Origin of the sequence: Burkholderia aenigmatica (assembly GCF_048627025.1) — a bacterium.
GTDB lineage: Bacteria > Pseudomonadota > Gammaproteobacteria > Burkholderiales > Burkholderiaceae > Burkholderia > Burkholderia aenigmatica.
This window is the reverse complement of sequence record NZ_CP184474.1, coordinates 12,236-37,870: the sequence shown is the minus strand read 5'-3', so window position 1 is coordinate 37,870 and position 25,635 is coordinate 12,236. Positions and strand designations below refer to the sequence as shown.

The following is a 25,635-nucleotide window of genomic DNA, read 5'->3' as shown; positions in this document are numbered from 1 at the left end:
AGCCGTAGCCACCACAGAAAAGGAAAAATACATGACCACCCTGAAAATCACCGGGATGACCTGCGACTCGTGCGCGGCTCACGTCAAGGAAGCCTTGGAGAAAGTGCCCGGCGTGCAATCGGCGCTGGTGTCCTATCCGAAGGGCACAGCGCAACTCGCCATTGAGGCGGGCACGTCATCGGATGCGCTGACTACCGCCGTGGCCGGACTGGGCTACGAGGCAACGCTTGCCGATGCGCCACCGACGGACAACCGCGCCGGCCTGCTCGACAAGATGCGCGGCTGGATAGGGGCCGCTGATAAGCCCAGTGGCAACGAACGCCCGTTGCAGGTCGTCGTCATTGGTAGCGGTGGCGCGGCAATGGCGGCAGCACTGAAGGCCGTCGAGCAAGGCGCGCACGTCTCGCTGATCGAGCGCGGCACCATCGGCGGCACCTGCGTCAACGTCGGCTGCGTGCCGTCCAAGATCATGATTCGCGCCGCCCACATCGCCCATTTACGTCGGGAAAGTCCGTTCGACGGCGGTATCGCGGCGACTGTGCCTGCGATTGACCGCAGCAAACTACTGGCCCAGCAGCAGGCGCGCGTCGAAGAACTGCGCCATGCCAAGTACGAAGGCATTCTGGACGGCAACCCGGCCATCACCGTTGTACATGGTGAGGCGCGTTTCAAGGATGAGCAGAGCCTGGTCGTCCGTTTAAACGATGGTGGCGAGCGCGTGGTAGCTTTCGACCGCTGCTTAGTCGCCACGGGTGCCAGCCCGGCCGTGCCGCCGATTCCGGGCCTGAAAGAGTCACCCTACTGGACTTCGACCGAGGCCCTGGTCAGCGACACCCTTCCCGAACGCCTAGCCGTGATCGGCTCGTCGGTGGTCGCGCTGGAACTGGCGCAAGCCTTCGCCCGGCTGGGCAGCCAGGTCACGATCCTAGCTCGCAACACGCTGTTCTTCCGCGACGACCCGTCCATCGGCGAGGCCGTCACAGCGGCCTTCCGTGCCGAAGGGATCAAGGTACTGGAACACACGCAAGCCAGCCAGGTCGCGCATGTGAACGGCGAATTCGTGCTGACCACGGGACACGGTGAAGTACGTGCCGACAAGCTGCTGGTCGCTACCGGACGGACACCGAACACGCGCAGCCTGGCACTCGACGCGGCGGGAGTCACCGTCAATGCGCAGGGTGCCATCGTCATCGACAAGGGCATGCGCACCAGCACGCCACACATTTACGCGGCCGGCGACTGCACGGACCAGCCACAATTCGTCTATGTGGCGGCAGCGGCCGGCACCCGTGCCGCGATCAACATGACCGGAGGGGATGCTGCCATCAATCTAACCGCGATGCCGGCCGTGGTGTTCACCGATCCGCAAGTAGCAACCGTGGGCTACAGCGAAGCGGAAGCGCATCACGACGGGATCGAAACCGACAGTCGCACGCTCACGCTCGACAACGTGCCGCGTGCGCTTGCCAACTTCGACACACGCGGCTTTATCAAGCTGGTCATCGAGGAAGGTAGCGGACGGCTCATCGGCGTGCAGGTCGTCGCCCCGGAAGCCGGCGAATTGATCCAGACGGCTGTTCTCGCCATTCGCAACCGCATGACGGTGCAGGAACTGGCCGACCAGTTGTTCCCCTACCTGACGATGGTCGAGGGGTTGAAGCTCGCGGCGCAGACCTTCAGCAAGGACGTGAAGCAGCTTTCGTGTTGTGCCGGATGAGGAAAAGGAGGTGTTCGATGAACGCCTACACGGTGTCCCGGTTGGCCTTTGATGCCGGGGTGAGTGTGCATATCGTGCGCGATTACCTGCTGCGTGGATTGCTGCGGCCAGTCGCCTGCACCACGGGTGGCTACGGCCTGTTCGATGACGCCGCCTTGCAGCGACTGTGCTTCGTGCGGGCCGCCTTCGAGGCGGGCATCGGCCTCGGCGCATTGGCGCGGCTGTGCCGGGCGCTGGATGCGGCGAACTGCGATGAAACTGCCGCGCAGCTTGCTGTGCTGCGTCAGTTCGTCGAACGCCGGCGCGAAGCGTTGGCCAATCTGGAAGTGCAGTTGGCCGCCATGCCGACCGCGCCGGCACAGCATGCGGAGAGTTTGCCATGAACAGCCCCGAGCGCATGCCGGCCGAGACGCACAAACCGTTCACCGGCTACCTGTGGGGCACGCTGGCCGTGCTGACTTGCCCCTGCCACCTGTCCATCCTCGCTGCCGTGCTGGCCGGCACAACCGCCGGTGCATTCCTTGTCGAGTATTGGGTCATCACGGCGCTCGGTTTGACCGGCCTGTTTCTTCTGTCACTGGCGCGGGCGTTGCGGGCATTCAGGGAAAGATCATGAGCGCTTCCCGGCCGGATGGATGGACTACGGCGGAGGGCCCAAGCGTTCGAGCGCGGGCAAGGCTTTCTGTTCGCAAAGCCGATGCCGGCGGCGGCATTCGCCGTCTTCGTCAGTCAATGGAGGGGTGCCACCATGAATGCAAATGATCCGACCGCCACCAGTTGCTGCGTGTGCTGCAAGGAAATTCCGCTCGATGCCGCCTTCACACCGGAAGGCGCGGAGTACGTCGAGCACTTCTGCGGGCTGGAGTGTTATCAACGTTTCCAGGCGCGGGCCAGCACTGCGACCGAAACGAGCGGCGAACCGAACGCTTGCGGTTCGCCGCCGTCAAATTGAGACAAACCACGCTTTCGCTACGTCGCCTCATGTCGGCATCAAATTCGGCTGAGTAGCTTCTCGCCATCTGGACGTAGCTCGCCCTTGGGTGAAATATGCCGATACAGGGTCTGCCGCGTGATGCCAAGTTCCTGGCACAGGTCGCCGACCTTGGTCTCTGACTGCCCCATTGCCGCCATCGCCAGCCGCAGCTTGGCGGCGGTCATCTTGAACGGCCGGCCGCCTTTCCGGCCGCGTGCCCGTGCTGAGGCCAGGCCCGCCACGGTGCGCTCGGCGATCAACTCGCGCTCGAACTCGGCCAGCGCGGCGAAGATACCGAAGACCAGCTTGCCGGCGGCGGTCGTGGTGTCAATGGCCGCGCCGTGCCCGGTCAGCACCTTGAGGCCGATGCCGCGTCCGGTCAGGTCATGGACGGTATTGATCAGATGGCGCAGGTCGCGCCCGAGCCGATCCAGTTTCCAAACGACCAACGTGTCGCCTGGCCGTAGTGCCTGTTGGCGCCGACCGAAAACTGAGCCACTTATGAGGGTTGTGCCGACCCAAAATTGAGCCAGGTGTTCAACCTACTCTGCTGTTTTTTTGTGCAGCAGAGGACGAGGAGTGATCACCATGGACATGATTGGCAGGATCCGGCGTTTGCATGCCCGGAAGAACAAATCGGAGCGCGAGATCTCGCGCATGACGGGGCTGTCGCGCAACACGGTTGCGAAGTGGCTGCACGGCGAGGTGGATGGCCCGCCGAAGTACCGGCGCGGGGAGCAGCCGAACAAGCTCACTGCGTTCCACGAGGCGCTCAGGCAGGCGTTGAAGGCCGACGCCCGGCGGCCCAAGCGCGAGCGTCGCACGGCCAAGGCGCTGTACGCCGAGATCAGGGGCGCTGGCTACGACGGTGGCTACACGCGGGTGACCGACTTCATCCGGGCGTGGCGCCAGGGCGAAGGTCAATCTGCGAGCGCCAACGCCTTCGTGCCGCTGGCCTTCGAGCTCGGCGAAGCCTTCCAGTTCGACTGGAGCGAGGAAGGGCTGGTGGTGGGCGGGATCTACTACCGCATGCAGGTCTCGCACATGAAGCTATGCGCTTCGCGGGCCTTCTGGCTGGTGGCCTATCCGAGCCAAGGCCATGAGATGTTGTTCGATGCCCATACCCGCAGCTTTGCAGCCCTGGGCGGCGTGGCCCGGCGCGGCATCTACGACAACATGAAGACCGCGGTGGACAAGGTCAAGAAGGGTAAGGGCCGGATCGTCAATGAGCGCTTCGCGACCATGTGTGCGCACTACCTGTACGACCCGGACTTCTGCAACGTCGCCAGCGGCTGGGAGAAGGGCGTCGTCGAGAAGAACGTGCAGGACAGCCGCCGGCGCATCTGGATCGACGCGGCCAAGCAGCGCTTCGGCAGCTTCAGCGAACTCAACGCCTGGCTGGGCCAGCGGTGCCGGGCGTTGTGGGACGAGGTGCGCCACCCCGAGCACGAGCAGTTCAGCGTGGCCGAGATGCTCGAACACGAGCGGGCGCATCTGATGCCCATGCCGGCGCCGTTCGATGGCTACGTCGAGAAGCCCGGGGTCCCCTTGATTTTCATGCAGTTTACCGGTGTAGGTCCACCTAGCTGCGACAAGGGTTAGCGCTCCGCCCCCAAAATAATAATCAATAAAATCAGCCGCTTCCTGACTGGTCTTTCTGCTCCTCCTCAACACCTCTTCGCCGAGCCCCGGCGGGCGTAGACATGCATTCGCCGGCGCGGTCGGGTCTGCATAGCAGCGATAATGAAAATTATCTTGGATCACTATCTTTATATCGTCCTAAAAGGGGTTATCTAACGTTAGATATATGTGGAATAATTGAGCCAATTTGACTCGATTAGTCCGTCATGTCCCGCCCAGCCGCCGTCACCGCCGATCAGATCCGCACCGCCGTGCTCGCGATGCTCGCCGAGGCCGGCGACGCCGCGCCGGCCAGCGGGACCCGCTTTCGCCAGATCGTGTCGGTCCGCAAGCTTCGCGCGCGCCTCGGCGCGGGCGACCCCGCGACGCTCGCCCGCGCGCTGAATGCGATCGAGGCGGAGGTCGTCCGAGCAGGACTGACTGAAGTCGCCATTCCGGATCTGCCGCCCGACATTGCCGATCTCATGCGCGCACTTTGGCAGACCGCCGTCGCGGTGCAGCTCGATGACGTCGTCCGGCTTAAACAGGCGGCCGACGCCAACGTCGTCGCAGCCGAAGCGGCCCGTACCGATGCCGAGCTGCGCGTCGAATTGCTCCGGCAGGAAGTCCAGACCCTCCGCACGACGCTCGTCACGCGCGACGCCGAGCTGGCCGATCTGCGCGCCCAACACGGAGTGCAGCGGGACCGCTGCGCCTCCCTTGAAGCGCAAGCCGACGAGCGTCAGGTCGCCCTCGACGCGCTGACAACCGAGCAGGCTTCCCGGGACCACGCACACACGACCGCGCTCGAGGCCGCCCAGCACCGGTATGAAGCGCTGTCGAAGCAATTGCTGCAGGAAACCGCGCATCAGCGCGAGGCGCTGAAAAAAGAGCACACGCATGCGGTGACGCAACTGAAATTCGCCGAGCGCCGGATCGCTGCGCTGGAAGGCGAACGCGATCGGCTCGACAGCGAGGTCGTGCGTGAACGCGAGGCGCGCCAACAAGCGGTCGGCGAGGCACTGGCGCTGAAAGCGGTCAATGCGCAGCAACACGCCCAGCTCGGCGACCTGCTGCGCGACATCGCGCCGAAACCAGCGCAGACCGCCCGCGCAGGCCTTGCAACGGCAAAACGCGCCACGGGTAGCGCATCGACGAAGCGCAAGGGAAAATGACCCGGCCCGCCGCTTGCCCGATCGCTGACCTCTCATGAACTTCGCCGACTGGATCGATACCGGTGCGACGCCACCGCAGCGTCTGCCCAACGGTCTCGATGCCGCCATCGCTTACGTGAGCGATGTGCTCGGCCAAGTCGTCTATCTGCGCTGGACGCTGACGCTCGTCAAGCGGCGCTTTCCGTCGCTCGCCGATGCGAAGGTCGCAAAGCCGGCCGTGATGCGGCTATTGCTCGATCAGTCGACCGCGGTCGAATACTGGGATCGCGGTCGCGCACGGGTCGTGTCGGTCGACGACGCGCCGGCATCCGAAGCCGTGCTGACACGCGTGCTGCACGCGCATGGGCGGCGCTTCAAGTTCGGCGAGGTGGCATTACTGGCGATCACGAGCGGTGAGTGGTTTCGGGAGTCGGCGCCGCTGGTTGGCGGCGTCCCGCTTGCGTTACGGCCATGGTTCGCGCGCGCGGGGCGCTTTGCCGCCGTCGCGAGCGCAACCAACACGCTCGGCGTCGGCGATGACGCCCAGGCGACCGCGCTGTTCCTGCGCGACCGGGCCAGTCGGTCGCCCCATACGGCACGCGCCTACCTGACCGAGATTCGCCGCCTTGCGGCGTGGTGCATCGCGCACGAGCTCGGGCCGTTGTCCGACCTGACGCGACACGATTTGCTCGAATACAAACGCATGCTGCACCGTCCTTCGCAGGACGTTGCTGACGATGCGCAACCTGAAGGCCGACTGTCCGAGGCGACACAGGCTCGAGCGCTCGCGGTCGTCGCCAGCCTGTTCCAGTACTGGACCGAAACCGGTTACCTGACGGCGAACCCGGCCGCTGGCCTGGTGCGAGGACAACGGCGGCATGCCGGTTTCGCCCCGACCCGCATGCTGTCAGCTGCGCAGTTGGGCGCTTGCGATGCCGAGGTTGACGCGGTCGATCGCGACGTCGAGCCGCTGATCGCGGCGCGACGCCGGGCGATCTGGAGCCTGTACCGCTTTGCGGGCGTACGGCTGGTCGAGTTGGCCTGGTCCGACGCACGACAACTACCCGTACTCGACGTCGACTCCAATGGATGCTGGACCTTGCACGTGTGCGGCAAAGGACAGAAACCGCGAGCGATTCCGTTGCCCGCGGGTTGCGTCTCGCGTCTGCAAACCTATCGACGGTTGCGGGGACTGCCTGAGCAGCCGGAACCAAGCGAACACGTGGCGCTGGTGCATGGCCTCAAGGGCGGGACGCTGCAGAGTTCGGGGCTGTATGACGAGGTCAAGGCGATCTTTCGGGCGGCGGCCGCGCGACTCGACCCGACCGATCCGCCGAGTGCCGCCACGTTGCGGCGGGCGTCGCCGCACTGGTTGCGCCATGCCTATGCCCGCACGCTGGTCGTCGACCGGCAGGTGCCGCTGCCGGCCGCGCAGGCACTGCTCGGCCATGCGTCGATTCAGACCACGGCCGGCTACGCAAAAACGGATCTGTCGCAGTTGCGCGCGTTCGTTGATCGCGCGTTCGATACCGATTAGGGTTCGGTCGCCAACGGAGGAATCGGCGATTGCAATCCTTCTACGGCGAAGCGATTCAGTTTGTCGAGCGCCGTCAGGTAACAATGCGTCGGTATGCTCGCCAGTTGCTCGTCGTGAAGCACCAGGATCCGCTCGATCACGACTTTGTCTCGATCGAGCATGACCCAGGTTTCACCGCGCTCGGCGCGCGCGATGCACCGAGCCAGCGCAGCTTCCGCGCGCTGGAATTCGGCATCGTCACCGGTCGCCGGCGTTTCCTTGCGCAGATAGAACGCCGTATAGACGGCCTTCAGCAAGCAGACCATCAAGTCGACATTGGCATGGCCCTTTGCGATGGTGGCCAGCGCGAGATGATGTTCGAGCGACAACGCGCGGGTCCGTGCGAGCGGGAGCGGCAACAACATTTCTTTGCTCAACGGACGGTGTCCCGAACGCCGGGCGGACTTTCGACTCATGGCGGCATAGCAAAAGACAGGAGCCGCGTATTATGCCCCGACCATTTACGCGGACTCCTGCCAATTTCATCCGCGTGCCTCGCGTCCCGCCATCGGCATGCCGATCGCAAGACTGGGCATCAGGCGATGCGCGTAGTCAGCGACCGGGAATTCGAACGTGCCGCGCAGGTTGATGCCTTCCAGATACGTCGGCGCGATGCGCCGCAGATAGTCGGGTAGCACTGGCGTTTGTCCGAGTGTCTCGATGCGTTCGATCGCCTGCTGCATGTGCATCGTGTTCCACGCCAGCACGGAATTGGTCAGCAAACTCAACGACGACGACACGGCCATGAGCGTATGGCGGTGCCGCGTGAGCTCGACGGGAATCTTGCCCTGATGAATCGCACGCTGCACGGTGTGCACCGCTTCGCCGCGATTGAGCACATGCTGCAGTTCGGCACGGAACGCCGGCAGCGTGAAATAGTCGATCAGGTAGATCGACCGGAACAAACGTCCCAGCGCGACGCCGCCGTCGTACAACGGCAGGCCGCGTGCGGCAGCCCCGAACCGCGTCAGCGCCTGCACGGCCGTACAGTGCCCGCTTTGGATCGAGGCCACCAGCCGCACGAAGTCATCCCAGATTACCTCGATGGCTTCCAGTTGGACGTCGCGATCGACGACGGCGGCCAGCGCTTCGGGCACGCTCATGCTGACCGGAACATGCAAACGCCGGTCACGCAAATGCGCCAGCCGCGGGCACAGATCGAATCCCAACCCGCGGGCCACCGCCATCCCGAAATCCGTATATCCGTGCGTGTCGACGGCCAACTGAGAGACGTCGTCGGTGCCTTCCTGGCGGATGGCGCCTTCGATGGCCACGCCGGCCTGCCGCTCGTTCAGCACGATCGGCTGGTCGTAGAAGATACCCCACCGATCGCGCACGTGGGTGTAGACGCCGATCGACGCCGTGCGCCGCCGCGGATCGGCACGTGCCTGCCAGACCGTACGGGTCGTCTCGAGCGACATCATGTCGGACGACGCGAGATCCGCGCGCCCCCAGTGCGCTGCGATCGGGTGGCGGTGCATGAAACCAAGCACGGCATCTGCCGCCTCTCGCAGCACGCGCTCGTCGGCGACGCGATGCATCATCTGACGGATCGCGCCGGCCGACAATTCCGGCACCATGCGCGCGACTTCGGCGGCCGACATCGACGTGCCGTGCGCGAGCACGGCCGCGTAGACCATCAGTAGCTCGCTGCGCGCACGAGGTTCGCGGCCCAGCAGCAACCAACTGAACCGCGTCTCGCTATCGATCTCCAGGAGGATGCGCGGCAACTGGCCGTCCGGATGAACATTGAAGATCGCGCGGCGCAGCGCTTCGACAGCAGGTTCGGCCCGCTGCGCCGAGGCGGGATCGAGGTGGATCGCCGTGTCGACCCGAACCTCACCACGCGACACGGCTTGCGTCAACCGTTCAAGGCCCTCGCTCAGGTGCGCGCAAATCGGCTCGATATACTCTTTGGGGTCCTGCGACAGTTTCAGATGACCATAAAAGTGGTTGCGCTGCGCCTTCCAGGTGTCGTCGGGAATCAGCAGCGTGGCCTGGCTGCGGAACGCGAAACTGTGCTCGACGAAGACTGAGCCGTTGCGCAGCGCGACCCGCAACGCGGACAAGGTCGCCCATTCGAACGCAAGCAGTGCCTGCACGCGGTCCTCGCCGGCCACGGTCCGTTGCCAGGCGCGCCCGACCGGCACGGATACATCCGCCGGCAGTTCACGTTCGCCGCAAACGTAGATCGTTCGCAGTACCTCCAGCGCGTCAATGACGGGATGCGGGGTTTGCGACGCGAACGGCAGCGTCAACAACTTCGCCAGCATCGCGCGGGCGACGCGTTGTTTGGTCAGCAATTGCGCGCGCACCAGGCTCGCGCGGCTCGGGCCGCTTTGGGCGAGCGTCGTGTCGGCCAGTTGCACTAGACGCGCGACTAGCGCGTCGTGCGCCAGGGTGGCGTCGGTCGCGAGCGCTTTCACGGCCGTCGCAAATTCGCGCAGTTGCGCTTTCAGGTCCGGGCGCGTTGCGTCGACCTTGCGGCCGGCTTCATTGACCATCTTGCGCTGCCAGCGGGCAAGCATCCACAGCAGCTGATCCGTGGCGACGCAGAGCGCGTAACGCATGAAGCATGCGGCCTCAAGCTGACGGACAGGCTGACGGATGCGCTTGCTCACCGACGGCGGACGGTTCGCGCAGCGTCGCGCGTAGTGTCGCACCGTCGCTTCGTTGCACTCGACTGGCCAGTCACGATGTACACCGAGCTTGGTCAGGCGCTCGATCTTTCGAAACAACTCGCCCATCTGATTCGTCGAGTTCCGTAATGGCACGGACCAGACCCACTGCTGTAGGCTGGCTCCGCCCGATTCCGGTCGCGGCAACAACATGCCCCATTGATCGAGCGCCGCGGCGCCGAACGCTACCTCGAGACGGTGGATTAGCGCGGCTTCGACGTCCTGCACTGCCTGCACGATCAGTTGCTGCAGTGCGCGGTCGTGAACGATCAGGACCCGGTGCTCGTAAAGCCATTGCTTGAGGTCGAACAGCGCCGTGCTGCGATCCTGCCGGCCCGACAGCCGTTCCTTAAGCCAGCGCACGACGTAGCGCCGCTGGTGCTCGGCCATGGGCTTGAATCCGAGCGCATCGTAGGCAAGCCTCTGGTGATCGGCGAGCGTGTCGGTGCGGTCATCGTACAGTGCGCGCAACGTCCCCAGATCCGGCGAGTCGATGCCGAGTTGCTCGCCGAGATGCTGCCACAAACGATTTGGAACCTGTTTGTAAGCATCGAGCGTGCGGCCGGTCATCCGCACGAAGCCTAGGTGGAGCGCGACCGCCAGGCGGTAAAGATGCGAGCGGCGGCCGTCGATCAGGGCGCGCTCGCGGGCGGAGAACGTGAAGAAGGTGTTGAGCTCGAACTCAGTCAACTCATGCGGGAAGTGCCGCACGCCGAGGTAGGCGAGGCGCCAGTGGTCCATCGTGCGCATCCCGAAGCGGAAGACGGGCTGTGCAGCATAGCGAGAAATTTGGTGACGGACAATCGCGGGCCGAATATGACATATTCGTAGCGTTGTCGTGTGCCGTCCAACGAATCGGCCGCGGAAATCGGGCTTGTCAGGTTTCGGATAGGCGACTATGTGAGAGTGCCGGCATGCACGAAAACTGAAAGCCGATCTTGAGCAGCCTGAACGAGGTCGTCTACGCCGAAATCAACCCAAGGCGACGACGCCTTGATAACCGACAAACAGCCCAACGAGCATGATCAGCGCGCCAGAGAAGTACGGCGCCTTCCGCGCGAAATCGCCGAACCCGCTCCAGCGCTTCGACACGTGCTTCAAGCTGATCGCAGCCAACGTCCCCGAGACGACCATCGTCAGCGCCAGCCCGATACTGAAGCACAGCACCAGCGTGGCACCGAGCGCGATCTTCTTGAGTTGCAGGCAGAGCAGCAACACCGTGATGGACGCGGGGCACGGAATCAGCCCGCCTGTCAGCCCGAACATCACGATTTGACCCGTCGTGACTTCGCGGTTGGCAAACCGCCGACGAATATCGTTGGCGTGCGCGAGTTCGTGCGCATCCTGATAGCCGGCGTCCGATATGTTGAGCCCGTCTTGGTCGGCGCCGGCGTGGTGATGGTGACCGTGCTCGACGAACTCGACGTCATAGTCATGGCTGTGGTTGCCATGGCCGAGACTCAGTCGAGCAACAAACTCGTGCGGCTCCGGAATCTCCTGCACCGATTCCACGAATCCGTCTCCCATCCTGAACGTGAAGGCCTGCCGGCTGCCGTCCTGACGTTCGGTTTCGATCCGGACCTCATCGGAGCTCCACACGTGACTGTGCCGGCCTTGTCGATACAGACGGAAGCGAGGCGGCACGCCGTCCTCGAACACTTCGAGACGCACGACGCCATGCCCGGTATCGATCAGCTTGGCTTCATCGCCGTGATCGTGGTGGTCATGGTCGTGATGATCGTGAGCGTGTGCGAGTCGCTGCTGACGCCAGGTCCGCCAGATCATCCACGCGGCAACGCCGACGATCAGTACCGCCGACGCGACCTGGAAGTAGGGTTCGCTGGTCTCGGCATTCCAGTTGCGCCCGAAGTACATCCGATCTACGCCGGAACCCCAGAAAATTCCGTCGTTCCACATTGTGAACATTAATCGGCTTATTCCAGCCGAAGAATGTTGGAGCGACGTCCGGTGAGTGACATGACGGTCTCGGTCACACGGACCATCAGGACCGTTACGCGGGGCCCAGTTCGATTACATTGTGGGACAGGTCGAGACAATCTTCGCAGTCCCGGCAAACCCAGTGCAGCATCGGCCCGACCGGATCTGGATGGTCGCTGAACGTTGTCAGCGCCGCGTCGTACTGAGCATCGGACGTGCTCGAGCGCAGTATCCGCTCGAGATTAGACTCGATGCTGTCCAGGCTGCATTCACCGATGCCGGACTTGAACACCGTCACACCGCCTGACGGGTTGACCGCGAAGAAGAAAAACGCCTTCGTGTCGACCATGTGCGACAGGATTGTCCTGGCGATGAAGTTGCTCGGATTGATCAGCGCATTGAAGATGCGGTAGCCGTAAAACTCTAAGCCGAAGTGTACGACCTCGAAGTCGTCGGTGCCGCGTATCGAGTGGCCAAAGTTGAAACCGCTGCGTGTTACGTCGTTCGGAATGTCATCCACCGGCCGCAGTGCCAGGCAAGCATAGTGCGTCTGGCCCTCGGCCACGAGTCCCATCGCAAAGCAGGGCGCGCGCTCGGCCAGCAAGGCCTCGACAAAATTCCGGTTCATGCGGAGCGTTGGCAGCATCGGGCATCCTTCATCGTGAATCAAATCAACATTTGCCGACCTGGCTGTGCGGTGCGTCGACGTCGAACATCAAAGGCTATACATCGTCGAGCTCGAACAGCGCGCGATCGGCGGGCCGCGACAGATAATCGTCCATCATCGCGCGGAAATCGGCTTCATCCCACTCGCCGCGATCGACACGCCGCAGCAACGCCTCGCCGGCCAGCATGATCTTTCGCTCGCGATCCGCGCGCGTTTGCTTGACCTGCTGGCGCTGCGCCTTAGCTGCCGCTTTGCGGGCTGTTTTCAGCTCCTGCAGCTTTTCGTCTGTCGCATCGAGACGACGTTTCAGCATGTTCATTCTGGCGTCCTGTTCGAAGAAGCGGTTTGCGCGGGAAACCGGCGCGCCGGCGTGCGCCGGTTCGTTACATTCGCGCCGTACTGTCGCGCCCAGGTGCGTACCGAGGGAGCGATATCGACTAACGTCGGCGGCATGTTCGGCAACACATCCATCGTCCAGCCACCCAGCCGCTTTGGCGCAATATACGCCGGTCGCCAGCTGCCGTCGGCCAGGATATCGATCACGAACAGCGACGTGCCGACGCTCAGTCGCCAGGTGTTGACCACGGCTGGGGGTAAAGGATTACCTGGTTGTGGCATCGTATTCCACCGTAACAGGAATAAGGGATTCCAAGCCAGAACCGCCGAAAATTCGATCACTCCAATTCGAGCCCTGCAATGAGCGCGTCCAGGTCGATTTTGTTGTCGCTTTGAAAAGTGTAGTGCCCGTTCAAAAGGATATGCCGCCAGGCTGCCGGTGATATCTGCGTAAGCCGCGCCAGCGCCTTGGCGTTGCCACTGGCCTCCCATTTCGTCAGTAGATGCGACAGAATCGCCGAGTTGTAAAAAATGATGACGTTGGCGATCAGCCGGGCGCACTGGTTGCTGATCTCGATTTCGATGTCGGTGCGGCCGGTCAATTCCTTCTTGCCGCCGACCTGGGCGATGGTCGAACGAAGCTGATGGTAAGACTCGAGGCGGTTTTGGGAGCGATGCACGTTTCGCTCGAGCTGCGGGTCGCGCAGGTAACGCAACGTGTAGATGGTACGAATGAGCTTATCGAACTCAAAAATCGCGCGACGTGTCGGGTTTTCCTGCGAGTACGTACATAGTTTGCGGATCAGCGAGCCCTGCGTGATCTCTTTGAGGCCCAGCGTGGCGACGATCTGATCGATATTTGTCTTCTCACTGGTGATGAGCTGCCGATCGATTTGTCCGATCGGCTGAATCAGGCATTTCTCGTACAGCGCCGGGTCGTCGATACAATACAATTCCTGCAACTGGTCATCGAGGTTTGTGAAGCGAGGCTCGAAGCGCAACCCGAACCAATACAGGATAGCGAAGTTGGCTTTGTTGATGCTGTGCATGTCGCCGGTGATCGCAGTCGGCACTATATCCGACGTGTTGCGATACCAGATGTCGAACACGTGATGCGCCTCGTACTCGTGCGCGCCGATTAGGTAGCCGTTCAACGGGACATGATTGCACAGCAGCGTGTAGGCGACGACGCCTTTGCCTCGTCCGAAGTATTTGCGCGAGTAACGCGCCTTCACGGTCGGTCGCTCGACGCCGAATTTCTGCCCATCGACGGCGCTGTACAGCGCATCGAGATCGAACGAGTAGTACGGGAAGATCGGCAGCGCGGCGATGGCGTTGCTGATGCAGTCGTTGGCCGCATGCAGCGTCGCCTGACGCAGATACTGCTGGTAGGTGCTATCCAGAACGTGGTACGGAATGTCGCTGGTGCGCGCCATGACATGGTTGCCATGGTTCATTGCCTGAGCGATGATAACCGCCATCAGGCTATCGGCGTCCGCTACCTTCTTCGCGTAGCGCGGCTGCAATGGCGTCAGCGCCGACAGGAACTGGCACTGGCCGTTGACGAAGCGGAACACGTCGGCAACATCGCAGAATGGCAGTTGCTCGTAGAATGCCTGCTCACGCACCTTCTGGTTCTCGGTTTTCGGTTTGCGCCAAATCAGCTTCTGCGTATCCTTGTCGTATTCCAGGTGCGTAAGCTTGCCCTGTTTCAGCTCTCGGTTGAAGGCCAGCCATTGTGCATGCAACTCGGCCGCTAACGCATCGAGTTGGGCATCGATTGGCTGCTGCAGGAACGGGATCTCCATCTGCGCCAGCGCGTCGGCCTTCTCGTTCATCGAAACAAGCTCGTCGGAGAAGTGACGATGTTGCAGACTGTCGTCGAGATAGATCTCTCCCGACTGGAAGCGCTTCCGGATCTGGCGGTACAACCAGAATTCGTAGCGATCGGCGTGCAAACCGGTCGGCTGACCATCAGCGCCGAAGATCAGCAGGTACGGTCGCAGGCGCTTCGGCAGCGTGGCCGCGGGACATTCGGCGAGCGGTCGTTGTGACAGGCGCTGCTGTTTGGCGAAGGCCCCCTTGACCCAAGCCAGCGCCGCGAGCCACGGGTTGTCTGGGGAGGTGCCGACGAAGTCGAGCTCGACGTACAAGGGGCGCAGGTGACGGCGAATACGTTTGGCTAGGCCGTCCACCGCCAACCAGTGTAGTGCCAGTTGACTCAGCGGCTTGACCGTCATGCGTTGCGCCGTGTTTTGTAGCACATCTTTGGCCATGATTTTATAGGCGCGCTGACGCACCTCGCCGAACGGCGTCGGATCGGCTACGCTGTCGTCCACATAGAGCGACAACAGGCGGCCGATCTGCGGCGTTTCCCGATGGCGTTTTACTTGCTCGGCGATGAGTGACTGTTTCGCGCCCGCGCTGCTTTCTTCCTCGAGCTGCTTCATGTGGAAGGCCATCGCATCGACCAGGTTGTCGGTGAGCTGTCGGAAGCGCACCCAGGCGTAACACAGCAGGTAGAGCTGCGCCTGATCCGCCTTCAGGTTGCGCAGGTCGTGGACGGTATAGAAGTTCGCCAGGCTTGCGTAGTACAGCACGTTCTGCTGCGAGATATCCAGCCGGGGCAGCAGCGTCCTGGCGATTTCGTGCAACGGCTGCAGCGTGCCGCGCTTTTCGCGTTCGCGGACCATCTGACGCCAGCCGAAATTCTTGGCATCCTGTTTCAGCGCCGCCAGTTTCGACAGAGTATCATCGCGCACCAGAAGTTGGTCTAGCGCGGTTTGGGTCAATTCGTCCAATACGCCGGTGAGCAGGTCGCCCAGCCGCCGACGTTCGACGGACAGGGCTTCGCTGACTAGCTCTTGCAAGGTCGTGTAGCCGGGCCGGATCATCTTGTGCTCATTGAGCCACACGATGAGCTCGGCGGCGACGAATCCCGGTGTCACGTCGCGACGTACGATCTGCGCGGCCTGCTGCATGAGTTGCGGCAGGAAGGCGGCCACCCACGGTCGATAGCCGTACAGTTCAGCGATCTGTTCGCGCTGGGCGTAGTACTCGTGCCGGGTGATCGGCTTGCGTTCGAACGGCTCGCCGTGGAAATAGCGGCTCAACACGAAATCGTAATCGTCCTCAACCTCGTCCCAATCGAAGCGGAAGAAGGCGTGCTTGGACTTGAAGTAGCCAATCTGCAAGATGCAATAGACCTGCGCGGGTATGGAGGGCCGGCTACTGGCGAGCGCCAGTTCGGATTCGGTCAATGCCAGGTATTCCAGCCGCTGCGCATCGTCGAAATCAGGCAGGCCATACAGGGCTTCCTGTTCGGCGTCGGAAAAGACGCTGAGCAGCTTATTCTTGTTGATCATCGACCATCCTCTCCACGCAACGTCAGATCCTTCAATTTTGTGATATCACGACATGGGGTACGACAGAAATATTGAACTCCCGCATTCTACAGAGATAAGCTTTATTATCTCTGTGGCATTGTTTCCATATTAAACTCGATGACATGAAAACGCGCCCCACGAGCCCGTCCGCCGCCGACATCCCGACCGACTTTCCTGATGCTGATGCACTGGCAGCGCTGCGTGCCTGGTACGAGGGCGCATCCTCGCGTGAGGCGGCACACCGGTACATGCAAGATCGGCTCAGCCACAGCCAGTCAGCCCGCGGCGTCATCGGCCAGATCCGCCGGCAACTGGCACTTTATGCCCGTAACCGACAGCGGGCAGATCTGGCCACGCTGTTCGAATGCCCGGCCCAAAAGCGTATGCATCATGCGCGCGCCACCACGCAGGCTGTCGAGCTACTGCGCATCATGCCTGCGCCAGCTCCGCAGATCGGCGACGACATTGCGCACTGGCTGCCGAATCGCGCTGCCCGCACCCTGCACGCGGCCGGCATCCGGACCCTGGCCGATCTCACGGTACGGATTCCGCGTCGCCGGCAGTGGTGGACCGTCATTCCGGGTCTCGGGCCGGCCAGTGCAAGAAGGATCGAGGCCTTCTTTGCCGCGTACCCGGCGCTCACGGAGCGGGCCCGCGCACTGATCATCGCGGATCGGCAGTCAGTCGTGACGCCTTGGGAGCAACTACGGCTACCGCACGAGATCGACGGATCCGCCGGCGCCTTCCGCGCACCGGTGTCGGCCTGCATCCTCGGCGTCGACAACGATTACGACGCTATCCAGGCATGGCTCGCGTTGCACGAATCCCCGGCCACGCAGCGGGCCTACCGCAAGGAAGCCGAACGGCTGATTCTCTGGGGCATCGTTGCTCGCGGCAAGGCGCTGTCTTCGCTGACCACCCGGGATGCCACCGACTACAGGGCGTTTCTGCGCAGACCTACACCGCGAGAACGCTGGGTCGGGCCACCGCGGCCGCGCACATCAACGGACTGGCGCCCGTTTGTCGACAACCTCTCGGCCCGTTCGATTGCGCATGCGCTTGCCGTGCTCAGCGCCATGTTCCGCTGGCTGGTCGAGCAGCGCTACGTCGTGGCCAACCCATTCTCCGGCATCAAGGTACGCGGCAGCAAGCGCGCCATGGCTCTTGAAACCTCGCACGCTTTCACCGAAGGAGAATGGATGCTGACGCGCACCATCGCCAACGGGCTCGAGTGGTCGTACGGCTGGCAGGCGCCCGCTGCGCAACGGTTGCGGTTCATGCTGGATTTCGGCTACGCAACGGGACTGCGGATCAGCGAACTGGCTGACGCCACACTGCGCAGCATCGAAGTCGACGCAGCCGGTGATCACTGGCTGCACGTGGTCGGCAAGGGCGGCAAGCCAGCCCGCGTTACCCTGACACCCCTAGCGCGCACAGCGCTGGACCGATATCTGCAGGAGCGGGGGCTTCCTGTCAGCCGTGCTCACTGGAATCCGACCACGTCCCTGATTGGCAGCCTTGACGACGCCGATGCCGGCATCAAGCCCTTGCGGCTGTGGGAAGTCATGCGCCGGTTTTTTCGGCTCGTCGCGCAGATTATCAAGAACGACCATCCGGTGCTGGCTGAAAAGCTGCATCGGGCCTCTCCGCACTGGATGCGGCACACCCATGCGACCCACGCGATCGCCAGAGGGGTTGAGCTGAGCGCCGTACGAGATAACCTGCGTCACGCGTCGATTTCGACCACGTCGATTTACTTGCATACCGACGATGTAAAGCGGGCACGGCAGTTCGGGCAGGCATTTACCGACTGAGTTACTCGCTCGGCACGTCAGGCAACAAACCGATTGACGTTCACAATGTGGAATGACGGAATTTTCTGGGGTTCCGGCGTAGAACCCCTTACTGCCAGGGCGACGGCATGCGTTTCACCGGATGCGTCGATGCGAAGGTCGTGGCGCGTCGCCTGCTGGCCGACAAGCCGGTCTTCATGGGCCTGGTGTTCAGCGCGGTGGGTAGAGGCGAGCGGATCAACATCACCGCGAGCGATCATCGCTACGTACACGAGCACACGATGACGGCCGATCGCAGCTACGATACCGACCTGACGCTGGCGGAAGACAAGGCGATGTCGCTTCTGCTGTCTCTCGTCGAGGAGGACATCGTCAGCGTTTCGCAACGACTCAGAGATGACGGCTATGCGTGCATCGAAGCGGCGCCGAGCGACGCCAGCGTTGTTGTCGATCGCACGTTCGGCGACTTCGGATTGAAGGTCAGCGTTCAACAGGAAGAGGCACAGTATCTGGCCGACAGCGGTGATCGGCTTTACGACCTCATCGACATGATCGAGATCGCCAAAGGTCGGCAAGGGGCGGTGATGGTCTCCGTTCAGCTCGAACATGACGGTGAAGAAGTCGGTTCATCGCAGCTGGGTGGGTTTTCCTTCACGGGCGACTGGCAGGCTCTGGCCAGTCAACGAGACTTCCGAAGCTGCGTGCGCGAGCTGCTGGGCGGCGCGTGTGCGGAAGTGAGGGAGATTCTCGGTATGGAAAAGCGGGGGCATCAGACCGCATCGATTATGGCGGCATAGCTGTTCTGCCCATGGTCAGGAAGGATGTTTCCAGCAGTTCAAAAGCCACTCCTTGCGAGTGGCTTTCTATTTTCCGCGCCAGAAATCCTGCTGAAAGTGCTTGCGAAGGAAACAGGCCGCACATTGAACATGTTTCGCGATAGCTGAGAAGCGTTCCCGGTGCGAATATCCTGGCAGGATCCTGCCCACGAGCAGGACAAATTCAAAGTACGGCCATGGATCACGCAAATATATGACGACGGCTCTACGTTCCCAGGTGGATGCAGCAACTCTCATTCGGAAGGGCTTCAGCGCGGAGGATCTGGCGCGCTGGCCGCAGAAATCCTTGCCTCAATTCATGCTCGAGGACATGGCCGACCAGGAACTGGACCTCCTGGGAATCAAGCGAGGGCATCGGGTGTACCAGCAGAGACGAAAGAGCATGCTCGAAGAACTGAGTCAGCCCCTTCCGACAATCGAACTGCCTTGGGGAAGAATCATCGCGCGTTACGACGATTCGGATTCCCCTCCCTCATTCTCTCTGGTGTTTGCCTTCAATTCCACCGACGGCTTTCCGAACCGTCAACGCCCCGGCCTTGGGAGCGAGTGCGATATCGAAGCGATCCAGTTCGCGATCGGGAAGGTTCTTGAGACGAAGTTCGCCGATATCGAGCGTGCTGGTGCCGAACTGACGGACAGCTACGTGGCGGGTGAAATTCTTAAGTTCGAGGTTCTGGACGCGTCTCGGGCGAATTTCAAGGTACTGAGCGAAAGCATCGCCGACTTCGTCGAGCATTACGACATGGTTGGCATGCTCGCTGACGAGTCCGTTGTTGTCCACGGGAACGAGGCATCTGCGCGACGCTACGTTGCTCACGGGTGGGTGGCGTAAGCCGGTCGAGGCAAATACCTAGAGAGAATTCCAGTATGGCCCTGTGATTAAGGGCGCTTGTTTTTCATCAGTCGTTCGGCATCATTCGATGGCAGCGTGTCAAGTCCAGGCACGCAAGGATCAATTCACATTGCGAAGGAACTAGGGTATGCGCGGGAAAGTGAAGGTCGTCTGGATGGCGACCGCTGTCGCGATGGTGTCTTTGCTTACGGCATGCGGTCCGGATCCGTCCATTCAGCTTCGCGCCAATGCCGAGGCCGCCGTCAAGCGTCAAATGGGCAAAGATGTCGACCCGGCCAAGAGTTTCACAGGCATTCGCATCGCGCGTGAATCCGTTGCGGAGCAGTGCGACGACTACAACGGGATCTATCATTTCTCGATGCAGAAGGCGTGCTCGGAAGAGCTGGAGTCGATGAAAGCGGCCGCAATTGGCCCGCTCCCGGACGCACTGCTTGCAGGGAACGTCGGCGCCGGCCGAATCGCCATCGGGGCGCTGTCTGCCAATGCAACCGATGATCTCAGCGAGGATATCCGGAACATCATCGCGCGGCCGGAGGTGGCTACAAGCATCGTCTCGACGGCCGTCTCGCTAGACGGGCAAGTGACGGACCAAGCGAGGACGTACGAGATGCTTGCGGCGGCCGTGCTGGTCGCGGGCCAGGGCGTGCCGGTGGATCGCGTGCGCGGCGTGCAACTCTACGACGCAGCATGGTCGGCCGGCGAGACCTTGGCCGCGGCTATGCTCGCGAATGTGTACGTGCAGGGCAGGGACAGCGTGAACGCGTACCTCTGGAGCCTTCGCTGTACGGACTCCTGCCGAGCCGGACTGACGACAGAAGCCGCAAGGGTTGCGCTGGAGCGATCGCTTGATCCGCAAACCCTCAGCAACATTCAGCAGAAGGCAAAGGACCAAACCGTCTTGAACCTGTAACCGGCTAACCGGCAGGCGGAGGGGATTTTTGGCGAAATTTGAGTGGGTTATATACGCATAAGCGATTACAATCCACAAGTAAGCGAATCTACGATTCGCCAAACCCCGTCTTCAGGAACAGGGCCGAGGAGGACTCGAACATGGCAGAGCCGACAGTCAACTGGGATAGCGTGAATCCAGCCGCGTTCGTCGAATGGCAACGCGAACTCGTCGACGGCCGTGGGAACCCCTTCAGTTCGCAGACGCTGAAGCAGCGTGCCTCGATGTACGGCAAGTTCCTGAAATTCCTCTACGGTCGGGACGAACCGGCCTCCGTTCTGTCGGTAGGCCCAGACGAGATACAGTTGTTTCTGTCGACGCTGGCGGGGAAGCGGGAAGCCGGTGAGGGCAACGCGACCAGAAAGGTAGCGGCTGAGCGTGGTACCGCGCAGCGGTACGTTCGGTTGATCAACGACGTGTTCGAGCACCTAGTTGATCTGGGCCTTCGAGAGGTCAACCCCGCGGCGGCGTTGCTGGTCGAATTCAGCAAGCGCACTGGAGATCGGTCAGAAGCCAAGCTTCCCGAGTGCCTCGATTCGATGCAGGATGCTCGCTTGCGCGAGAAAATCCTTTCGATGCCAACGAACACTTGGACCGGATGCCGAAACAGGGCAATGCTTGCGCTTTTCGCTGGGGCAGGTCTCACACTGTTCGAAGGCATCCACATTGAACTCGAAAACGTTGATCTCACGACTGAGCGGCTGGTCACGCCCGGTACGGCGAGCGGTTCACGCCGTGCTCACGTTGTGCCCCTCGCCAGATGGTGTGTCGAGCCTCTGACGACGTGGATCCGATGCCTTGAAGAACGGGGCGGGGAGTGGCGCTATCTCTTTCCGTCAAGCGCAGGCGGCGGCGATCCCGTACCGTCAGATGAACCGTTGGCCGAGAACAGCGTGTACTCGCTGATCAGCGCCGCGCTCGAGGCAGTCGGATTCAACGGCCAGGACAAGGGCGCCTCGGTGCTTCGCAACACCTATGCCTTGCGGAACCTCATGGCTGGCACAAACCAGAACGATCTCCGCTCATGGATGGGGCTCGAGACCGACTACCAACTTTTTCGTATCGCGCGACTTCGAGGGCTATGGAGTGCCGGCGATCGCCGTCCTGTTTGATCCTTCCAAAGGGGCATCCGATGCAACCTCTCTCGCTACTTGGCTTGCTGGACCGCATTCACCTTCCGGCATGGGCCGCCATCGGGTTTTCCATGGCGGCGTGCGTGGCTGTCGCCGCGGCGTTCTACTACAGGTCGGCCGCGCACGGGACCACGCACGAGTAGTACTCTCGCTTCCACTCCTTCGTCGCGGCATCGCCGGCGGCTTGACTCGCAAGCTTCCTATCCGGGGGACCTTTGCTTTTGATGCAATCTGCAGGAGTAAGACGGCCGACCCTCTTTAAGCTTCTGACAGGTCGTATCCGGCGTCGTGCGAACACGCACTCCCAATGTCAGCGGTGGGCCGGAACCGGCCTGTCCTGAATCAATATCTCATCCAGACACACCCACGTGAGCAATGCTGAAACCGCAATCGCGGCCGTGAGCATGAGCATTCGCGAATTCGGTCGTGACTGACGCGGTTCGTTCTCACGTGGCTTCGGCGGGTGTTCCCGGATGACTCGCTTGAGGTCGCCGATGCCGGTCGAAAATTGGAACTCGGAAGAGCTGTCGTTTTTCATTCAGTGTGATCCGTTCGAAGTTTTTCGCTATCACGGACCTTCGGCCTCATCCCATTGCGCCAGAAGGTCGCCAGGAATTGCCTTGACCGCTTCCGCGTAGCGCTTACCGACAAACTGCTCGGCGCGCTTGAGCAATACCGGAACCGGGCTGCTGGGCTCATGTGTCTCGAACCAGTGACGTGCCGCACTGATCAATGCCAGCGCCGCTTGTCGGTCGGTGGGCGCGCCATCCGTGCGCGCCGCGATGGACGGCGGCTCGGCAGTGTCGAGGCGCTCGCCGTTGTGCTGCACTGGCGGGGATTCGGTCGCATGCGTTCCCGGCGTCATGCTGCCATCGTGATCGGCGGCGTCGAAGGGAGATGTGTCAGCCGGTGCGGATTCGATGTGTTGGTCGCCTTGCTGCAGCAGCTGGAGGAGGCGGATCAGGGACGAGAAGTCGGGCAGGTACGACTCCAGATGGGCGGCGCACCACGTGTTGATCGCAGCGAGGTTCGAGATCGTCTCGTCAAAGGCGGCCATGGTCGCCGGCTGCTGCACACGTAGATCCTGCAGCTGCTGCTCGACCGAGTCGGGTGCGATGGCGTCGGCCGGGCGTGGATGCGCGAAGGCGCGCTCGACATCCCGCACCTGAAGCCGCGTGGCGGTCGACTTCATCAGCACGATTTCCCGCACGTCGGCTAGCAGGGGTCTCCTCGTTTTCAGTGCAATAAGTGACGGTACGCAAAGCTAGCACTGGCGCGGGGGTGGTCTGGGTAGACCGTTGATTTCATTGACTTTCCTGTTCGCTTTGTAAACGGGTATGGTGGCCTCCCACTTTTGAGGTTCACGATGCAGGGTTGGCACACAACGTTTTTGGGGATGCGTGGGCTCCCCCGCGATATCAGCGACTTCGAGATGAAGGCATTTTTCACCTTCGATGGTGCCGAGCGCGACGCAATCAATGCACGCCGAGGTGATTCCCACAAGCTTGGTCTGGCGCTCCATATTGGTTTCCTGCGCATGAGTGGGCGTTTGCTCGGTGCCTTTCGGGTAATTCCAGTAGCCTTGTGGCGCCACCTTGGCAACGAGCTTGGCATTGCAGCACCAGAAGTCGCCTCGCTGAGAGCCATGTATGAACGCGGGCGCACGCTATTCGATCACCAACAAGTAGCCTGCACGGTCCTTGGATTCCAGTGGATGAGCGAGCACCAGCGCCGCTCACTGGTACGTGAACTGCGCGACGAAGTGGCGCGCTGCGCCGACCGCGATCAGCTACTCGTGCGGGCGCGTCAATGGCTGTACAAGAACAAGCTGGTGATCGTGCACGAGCGGGCAATTCGGACACTGATTGCGGCGGCACTTGCCCAGCTTGAAGTTGAAACAGGCACCGCCATCGCCGCCAGCGTTGATCCAGCAACACTTGATCGCTGGCGAGCCTCAGTTTCAGAGCTGCGCCCAGATGGACAAACCCAGCAGAGTTGGCTATGGGCTGCACCGGCGAAACACTCAACCCGCCAAATCAGCGAGGTACTGGAGCGCATCGACCTGCTTTACACGCTGGACGTTCATAAGCACCTGGCAGACATCCCCGATCTCATCTTGCGCCGCTACGCGCGCCGACTTGTCTCCAGGCCGCCCTCAGCCGGAGCCAAGATCAAAGAGCCAGCGCGCACCGTGGAGGTCGCATGCTTTCTTCGGTATTGCCTGTTCACCACCACAGACCAGTTGATCCTTATGGTGCAGCGCCGGATCGCCGATCTGTGGCGTCAGGCTGCCGCCGATGTCCCCGCTACCGTCAATTGGGCCGCAATGTGCGTATTTCGGACGAACGTGACCGGCCGTTTCGGGATCGTGACCGGCGATTTCGGCAACGTGACCGGTCATCTCGGGAACGTGACCGAGCGGACCGGAAGGCAGGATTGGCGTTGCGTATGACATCAACCACGCGGGCTATGCTCGCCGGCTTTGGCCGGAGACAGCATGCCCGCGCACCGGATGAACATGCGCATGATCAAGGACGTTTTACGACTTAAATTCGACGGCGGCTTCTCGCACGATCGGATCGCCGCGTCGCTGGGCATTTCCAAAGGCGTGGTCACGAAGTACGTCGGACTGGCCGGCGCCGCCGGGCTCCACTGGGCGAGCGCCTGCGATATGGACGAAGGCGAACTCGAGCGGCGGCTTCTCGGTAAGCCAACGGGACCGGGAGCCTACGCCCAGCCCGATTACGGACGCATCCATCAGGAGCTGCGCCGCAAGGGCGTGACACTGACGCTGCTGTGGGAGGAGTACCAGGCCGAGTTTGCGGATCGGCAGACCTACCGCTATACGCAGTTCTGTGAGCACTACAGGACGTTCACCAAACGCCTGAAGCGCTCGATGCGCCAGATCCACCGCGCCGGCGAGAAGCTGTTTGTCGACTTCGCCGGCCCCACGTTGCCGCTGACGAGCGGACGCCGCGCGCACATCTTCGTGGCCGCCATGGGCGCCTCGAGCTACACGTTCGCGTGCGCGACGCCGGCCGAAACGATGGAGGACTGGCTGGGCGGCATTGCACGCGCGCTGACCTTCTATGGCGGCGTGCCGCAGCTGATCGTGCCGGACAACCCGCGCGCGATGATTGCCGATCCCGACCGTTACGAACCTCGTGCAGGCGACACCGTACTGGACTTCGCACGGCATTACGGCACCTCATTCCTGCCTGCACGCGTGTATCGCCCGCAGGACAAACCGAAGGTAGAAGTTGCGGTCCAGGTGGTCGAGCGCTGGATCATGGCGCGCCTGCGCCATCACCGGTTTGCGTCGGTCCAGTCGGTCGATGACGCGATCCGGCCGCTGCTGAAGAACTTGAACGAGCGTCCGTTCCAGAAGTTGCCGGGATGCCGCGCCAGCGCATTCGTCGAACTGGACGCGCCGGCACTGCAGCCGCTGCCACTCCAACCCTATGAACTCGCGCGCTTCAAGACGGTGACGGTTCACATCGACTATCACGTCGAGATCAACAAGCACCGCTACAGCGTGCCGCACGCACTGGTCGGCCTCAAGCTCGATGCGCGCATTACGGCGGGCGCGGTCGAACTGTTGCATCGCGGCCGCCGCGTTGCCAGCCACGCCCGCAATGACCGCACGGGCGGCTACACCACCGTCGTCGAGCACATGCCGGCCGCACACCGAGCCCATCTCGAATGGACGCCGCAGCGGCTGATTCACTGGGGCCAGCAGATCGGCTCGGCCACCGGCGCGCTCGTCACCCGACTGCTGCAGGAGCAACGCCACCCGGAACACGGCTATCGGGCGTGCCTCGGATTGCTCTCGCTCTCTCGTCGCTATGGCCGCGACCGTCTCGAAGCGGCGTGTGCGCTGGCGCTGGAACTGGGCGTGCACCGTTACCGCCACGTGCGCGACATCCTGGTCAACAACCGCGACCGGGCTGCGGCGACAACGCCTGCCGACTGGATCAGCCCGAGCCATGCGCATGTACGCGGCCCCAGCTACTACCAATAAAGAGA

The 25,635-nt window shown here is 62.3% G+C and carries 20 protein-coding genes and 4 pseudogenes; 14 read left to right on the top strand and 10 right to left on the bottom strand.

Annotation, left to right across the window (positions count from 1 at the left end; genetic code table 11):
- Positions 1-31: 31 nt before the first annotated feature.
- From merA to ACN8ZM_RS41395, 4 genes are read left to right on the top strand one after another with little or no spacing between them, the layout of a single operon-like run.
- Positions 32-1,717 (top strand): mercury(II) reductase, encoded by a 1,686-nt coding sequence (gene merA / locus ACN8ZM_RS41410; RefSeq protein WP_005798829.1) that lies wholly within the window; start codon positions 32-34, stop codon positions 1,715-1,717.
- Positions 1,718-1,734: 17 nt separating this feature from the next.
- Positions 1,735-2,100, top strand: coding sequence for a mercury resistance co-regulator MerD (gene merD / locus ACN8ZM_RS41405; protein ID WP_005798827.1), 366 nt, complete (start codon positions 1,735-1,737; stop codon positions 2,098-2,100).
- Positions 2,097-2,333, top strand: coding sequence for a broad-spectrum mercury transporter MerE (gene merE, locus ACN8ZM_RS41400; protein WP_005413392.1), 237 nt, complete (start codon positions 2,097-2,099; stop codon positions 2,331-2,333). Before merD ends, merE begins: the two co-directional genes overlap by 4 nt.
- A 15-nt stretch (positions 2,334-2,348) precedes the next feature.
- Complete coding sequence (locus tag ACN8ZM_RS41395) at positions 2,349-2,669, top strand: DUF3330 domain-containing protein (protein WP_010981356.1); 321 nt, start codon at positions 2,349-2,351, stop codon at positions 2,667-2,669.
- Between the two features lie 38 nt (positions 2,670-2,707).
- Here ACN8ZM_RS41395 and ACN8ZM_RS41390 read toward each other — a convergent pair.
- A pseudogene (locus tag ACN8ZM_RS41390) lies at positions 2,708-3,163 on the bottom strand (recombinase family protein); the annotation flags it as partial.
- A gap of 115 nt (positions 3,164-3,278) precedes the next feature.
- Between ACN8ZM_RS41390 and istA (ACN8ZM_RS41385) the strand changes: the two are divergent.
- From istA (ACN8ZM_RS41385) to ACN8ZM_RS41375, 3 genes and pseudogenes are all read left to right on the top strand, one after another.
- Positions 3,279-4,229 (top strand): annotated as a pseudogene (gene istA / locus ACN8ZM_RS41385) (IS21 family transposase); the annotation flags it as partial.
- A 308-nt stretch (positions 4,230-4,537) separates the two neighbouring features.
- On the top strand, positions 4,538-5,485 hold the full coding sequence (locus tag ACN8ZM_RS41380) for a DNA-binding protein (protein ID WP_011875871.1): 948 nt from the start codon (positions 4,538-4,540) through the stop codon (positions 5,483-5,485).
- Between the two features lie 34 nt (positions 5,486-5,519).
- Positions 5,520-7,001 carry a tyrosine-type recombinase/integrase gene (locus ACN8ZM_RS41375; protein ID WP_011875870.1) on the top strand — a complete coding sequence of 494 codons (1,482 nt, stop codon included), beginning with the start codon at positions 5,520-5,522 and terminating at the stop codon, positions 6,999-7,001.
- Here the strand turns inward: ACN8ZM_RS41375 and ACN8ZM_RS41370 are convergent.
- The 7 genes from ACN8ZM_RS41370 to ACN8ZM_RS41340 form a co-directional block, all read right to left on the bottom strand.
- Complete coding sequence (locus ACN8ZM_RS41370; protein ID WP_306415730.1) at positions 6,998-7,417, bottom strand: hypothetical protein; 420 nt, start codon at positions 7,415-7,417, stop codon at positions 6,998-7,000. The genes ACN8ZM_RS41375 and ACN8ZM_RS41370 overlap by 4 nt on opposite strands.
- 105 nt (positions 7,418-7,522) lie before the next feature.
- The gene (locus ACN8ZM_RS41365; RefSeq protein WP_011875868.1) at positions 7,523-10,459 is read right to left on the bottom strand and encodes a Tn3 family transposase; all 2,937 of its coding nucleotides are present in this window, start codon (positions 10,457-10,459) and stop codon (positions 7,523-7,525) included.
- 231 nt (positions 10,460-10,690) lie between these two features.
- Positions 10,691-11,644, bottom strand: coding sequence for a nickel/cobalt efflux transporter (locus ACN8ZM_RS41360; RefSeq protein WP_420213611.1), 954 nt, complete (start codon positions 11,642-11,644; stop codon positions 10,691-10,693).
- Between the two features lie 85 nt (positions 11,645-11,729).
- Entirely contained in the window at positions 11,730-12,302 is a 573-nt protein-coding gene (locus tag ACN8ZM_RS41355) for a hypothetical protein (protein WP_007180433.1), read from the bottom strand.
- Positions 12,303-12,378: 76 nt separating this feature from the next.
- On the bottom strand, positions 12,379-12,642 hold the full coding sequence (locus ACN8ZM_RS41350) for a hypothetical protein (protein WP_007180432.1): 264 nt from the start codon (positions 12,640-12,642) through the stop codon (positions 12,379-12,381).
- Positions 12,639-13,001: a hypothetical protein gene (locus ACN8ZM_RS41345; RefSeq protein ID WP_156903410.1), complete on the bottom strand. Its 363-nt coding sequence runs from the start codon at positions 12,999-13,001 to the stop codon at positions 12,639-12,641. Before ACN8ZM_RS41345 ends, ACN8ZM_RS41350 begins: the two co-directional genes overlap by 4 nt.
- Positions 12,998-16,024: a Tn3 family transposase gene (locus ACN8ZM_RS41340; RefSeq protein ID WP_007181927.1), complete on the bottom strand. Its 3,027-nt coding sequence runs from the start codon at positions 16,022-16,024 to the stop codon at positions 12,998-13,000. The genes ACN8ZM_RS41345 and ACN8ZM_RS41340 overlap by 4 nt, the downstream gene beginning before the upstream one ends.
- A gap of 143 nt (positions 16,025-16,167) precedes the next feature.
- On the opposite strand from ACN8ZM_RS41340, the gene ACN8ZM_RS41335 reads away from it, so the two are divergent.
- From ACN8ZM_RS41335 to ACN8ZM_RS41315, 5 genes are all read left to right on the top strand, one after another.
- A complete protein-coding gene (locus ACN8ZM_RS41335) occupies positions 16,168-17,859 on the top strand; it encodes a site-specific integrase (RefSeq protein ID WP_007180429.1) in 1,692 nt (563 codons plus the stop codon).
- Between the two features lie 107 nt (positions 17,860-17,966).
- The gene (locus ACN8ZM_RS41330) at positions 17,967-18,635 is read left to right on the top strand and encodes a hypothetical protein (protein WP_420213610.1); all 669 of its coding nucleotides are present in this window, start codon (positions 17,967-17,969) and stop codon (positions 18,633-18,635) included.
- Between the two features lie 232 nt (positions 18,636-18,867).
- Entirely contained in the window at positions 18,868-19,506 is a 639-nt protein-coding gene (locus ACN8ZM_RS41325; protein ID WP_137962482.1) for a hypothetical protein, read from the top strand.
- 148 nt (positions 19,507-19,654) lie between these two features.
- Positions 19,655-20,437, top strand: a complete 783-nt coding sequence (locus ACN8ZM_RS41320) for a hypothetical protein (protein WP_137962481.1) — start codon at positions 19,655-19,657, stop codon at positions 20,435-20,437.
- Between the two features lie 140 nt (positions 20,438-20,577).
- Positions 20,578-21,588, top strand: coding sequence for a tyrosine-type recombinase/integrase (locus ACN8ZM_RS41315; protein WP_137962480.1), 1,011 nt, complete (start codon positions 20,578-20,580; stop codon positions 21,586-21,588).
- 331 nt (positions 21,589-21,919) lie between these two features.
- Here ACN8ZM_RS41315 and ACN8ZM_RS41310 read toward each other — a convergent pair whose 3' ends face one another.
- Positions 21,920-22,147 (bottom strand): hypothetical protein, encoded by a 228-nt coding sequence (locus tag ACN8ZM_RS41310; protein ID WP_137962479.1) that lies wholly within the window; start codon positions 22,145-22,147, stop codon positions 21,920-21,922.
- 30 nt (positions 22,148-22,177) lie between these two features.
- Positions 22,178-22,831, bottom strand: a pseudogene (locus ACN8ZM_RS41305) (ImpA family type VI secretion system protein); the annotation flags it as partial.
- A gap of 144 nt (positions 22,832-22,975) precedes the next feature.
- Between ACN8ZM_RS41305 and ACN8ZM_RS41300 the strand changes: the two are divergent.
- Together ACN8ZM_RS41300 and istA (ACN8ZM_RS41295) are read left to right on the top strand one after the other, a co-directional pair.
- Positions 22,976-23,938, top strand: a pseudogene (locus ACN8ZM_RS41300) (DUF4158 domain-containing protein); the annotation flags it as partial.
- Between the two features lie 168 nt (positions 23,939-24,106).
- Complete coding sequence (istA, locus tag ACN8ZM_RS41295; RefSeq protein ID WP_059453606.1) at positions 24,107-25,630, top strand: IS21 family transposase; 1,524 nt, start codon at positions 24,107-24,109, stop codon at positions 25,628-25,630.
- The last annotated feature ends 5 nt before the right edge of the window (positions 25,631-25,635 follow it).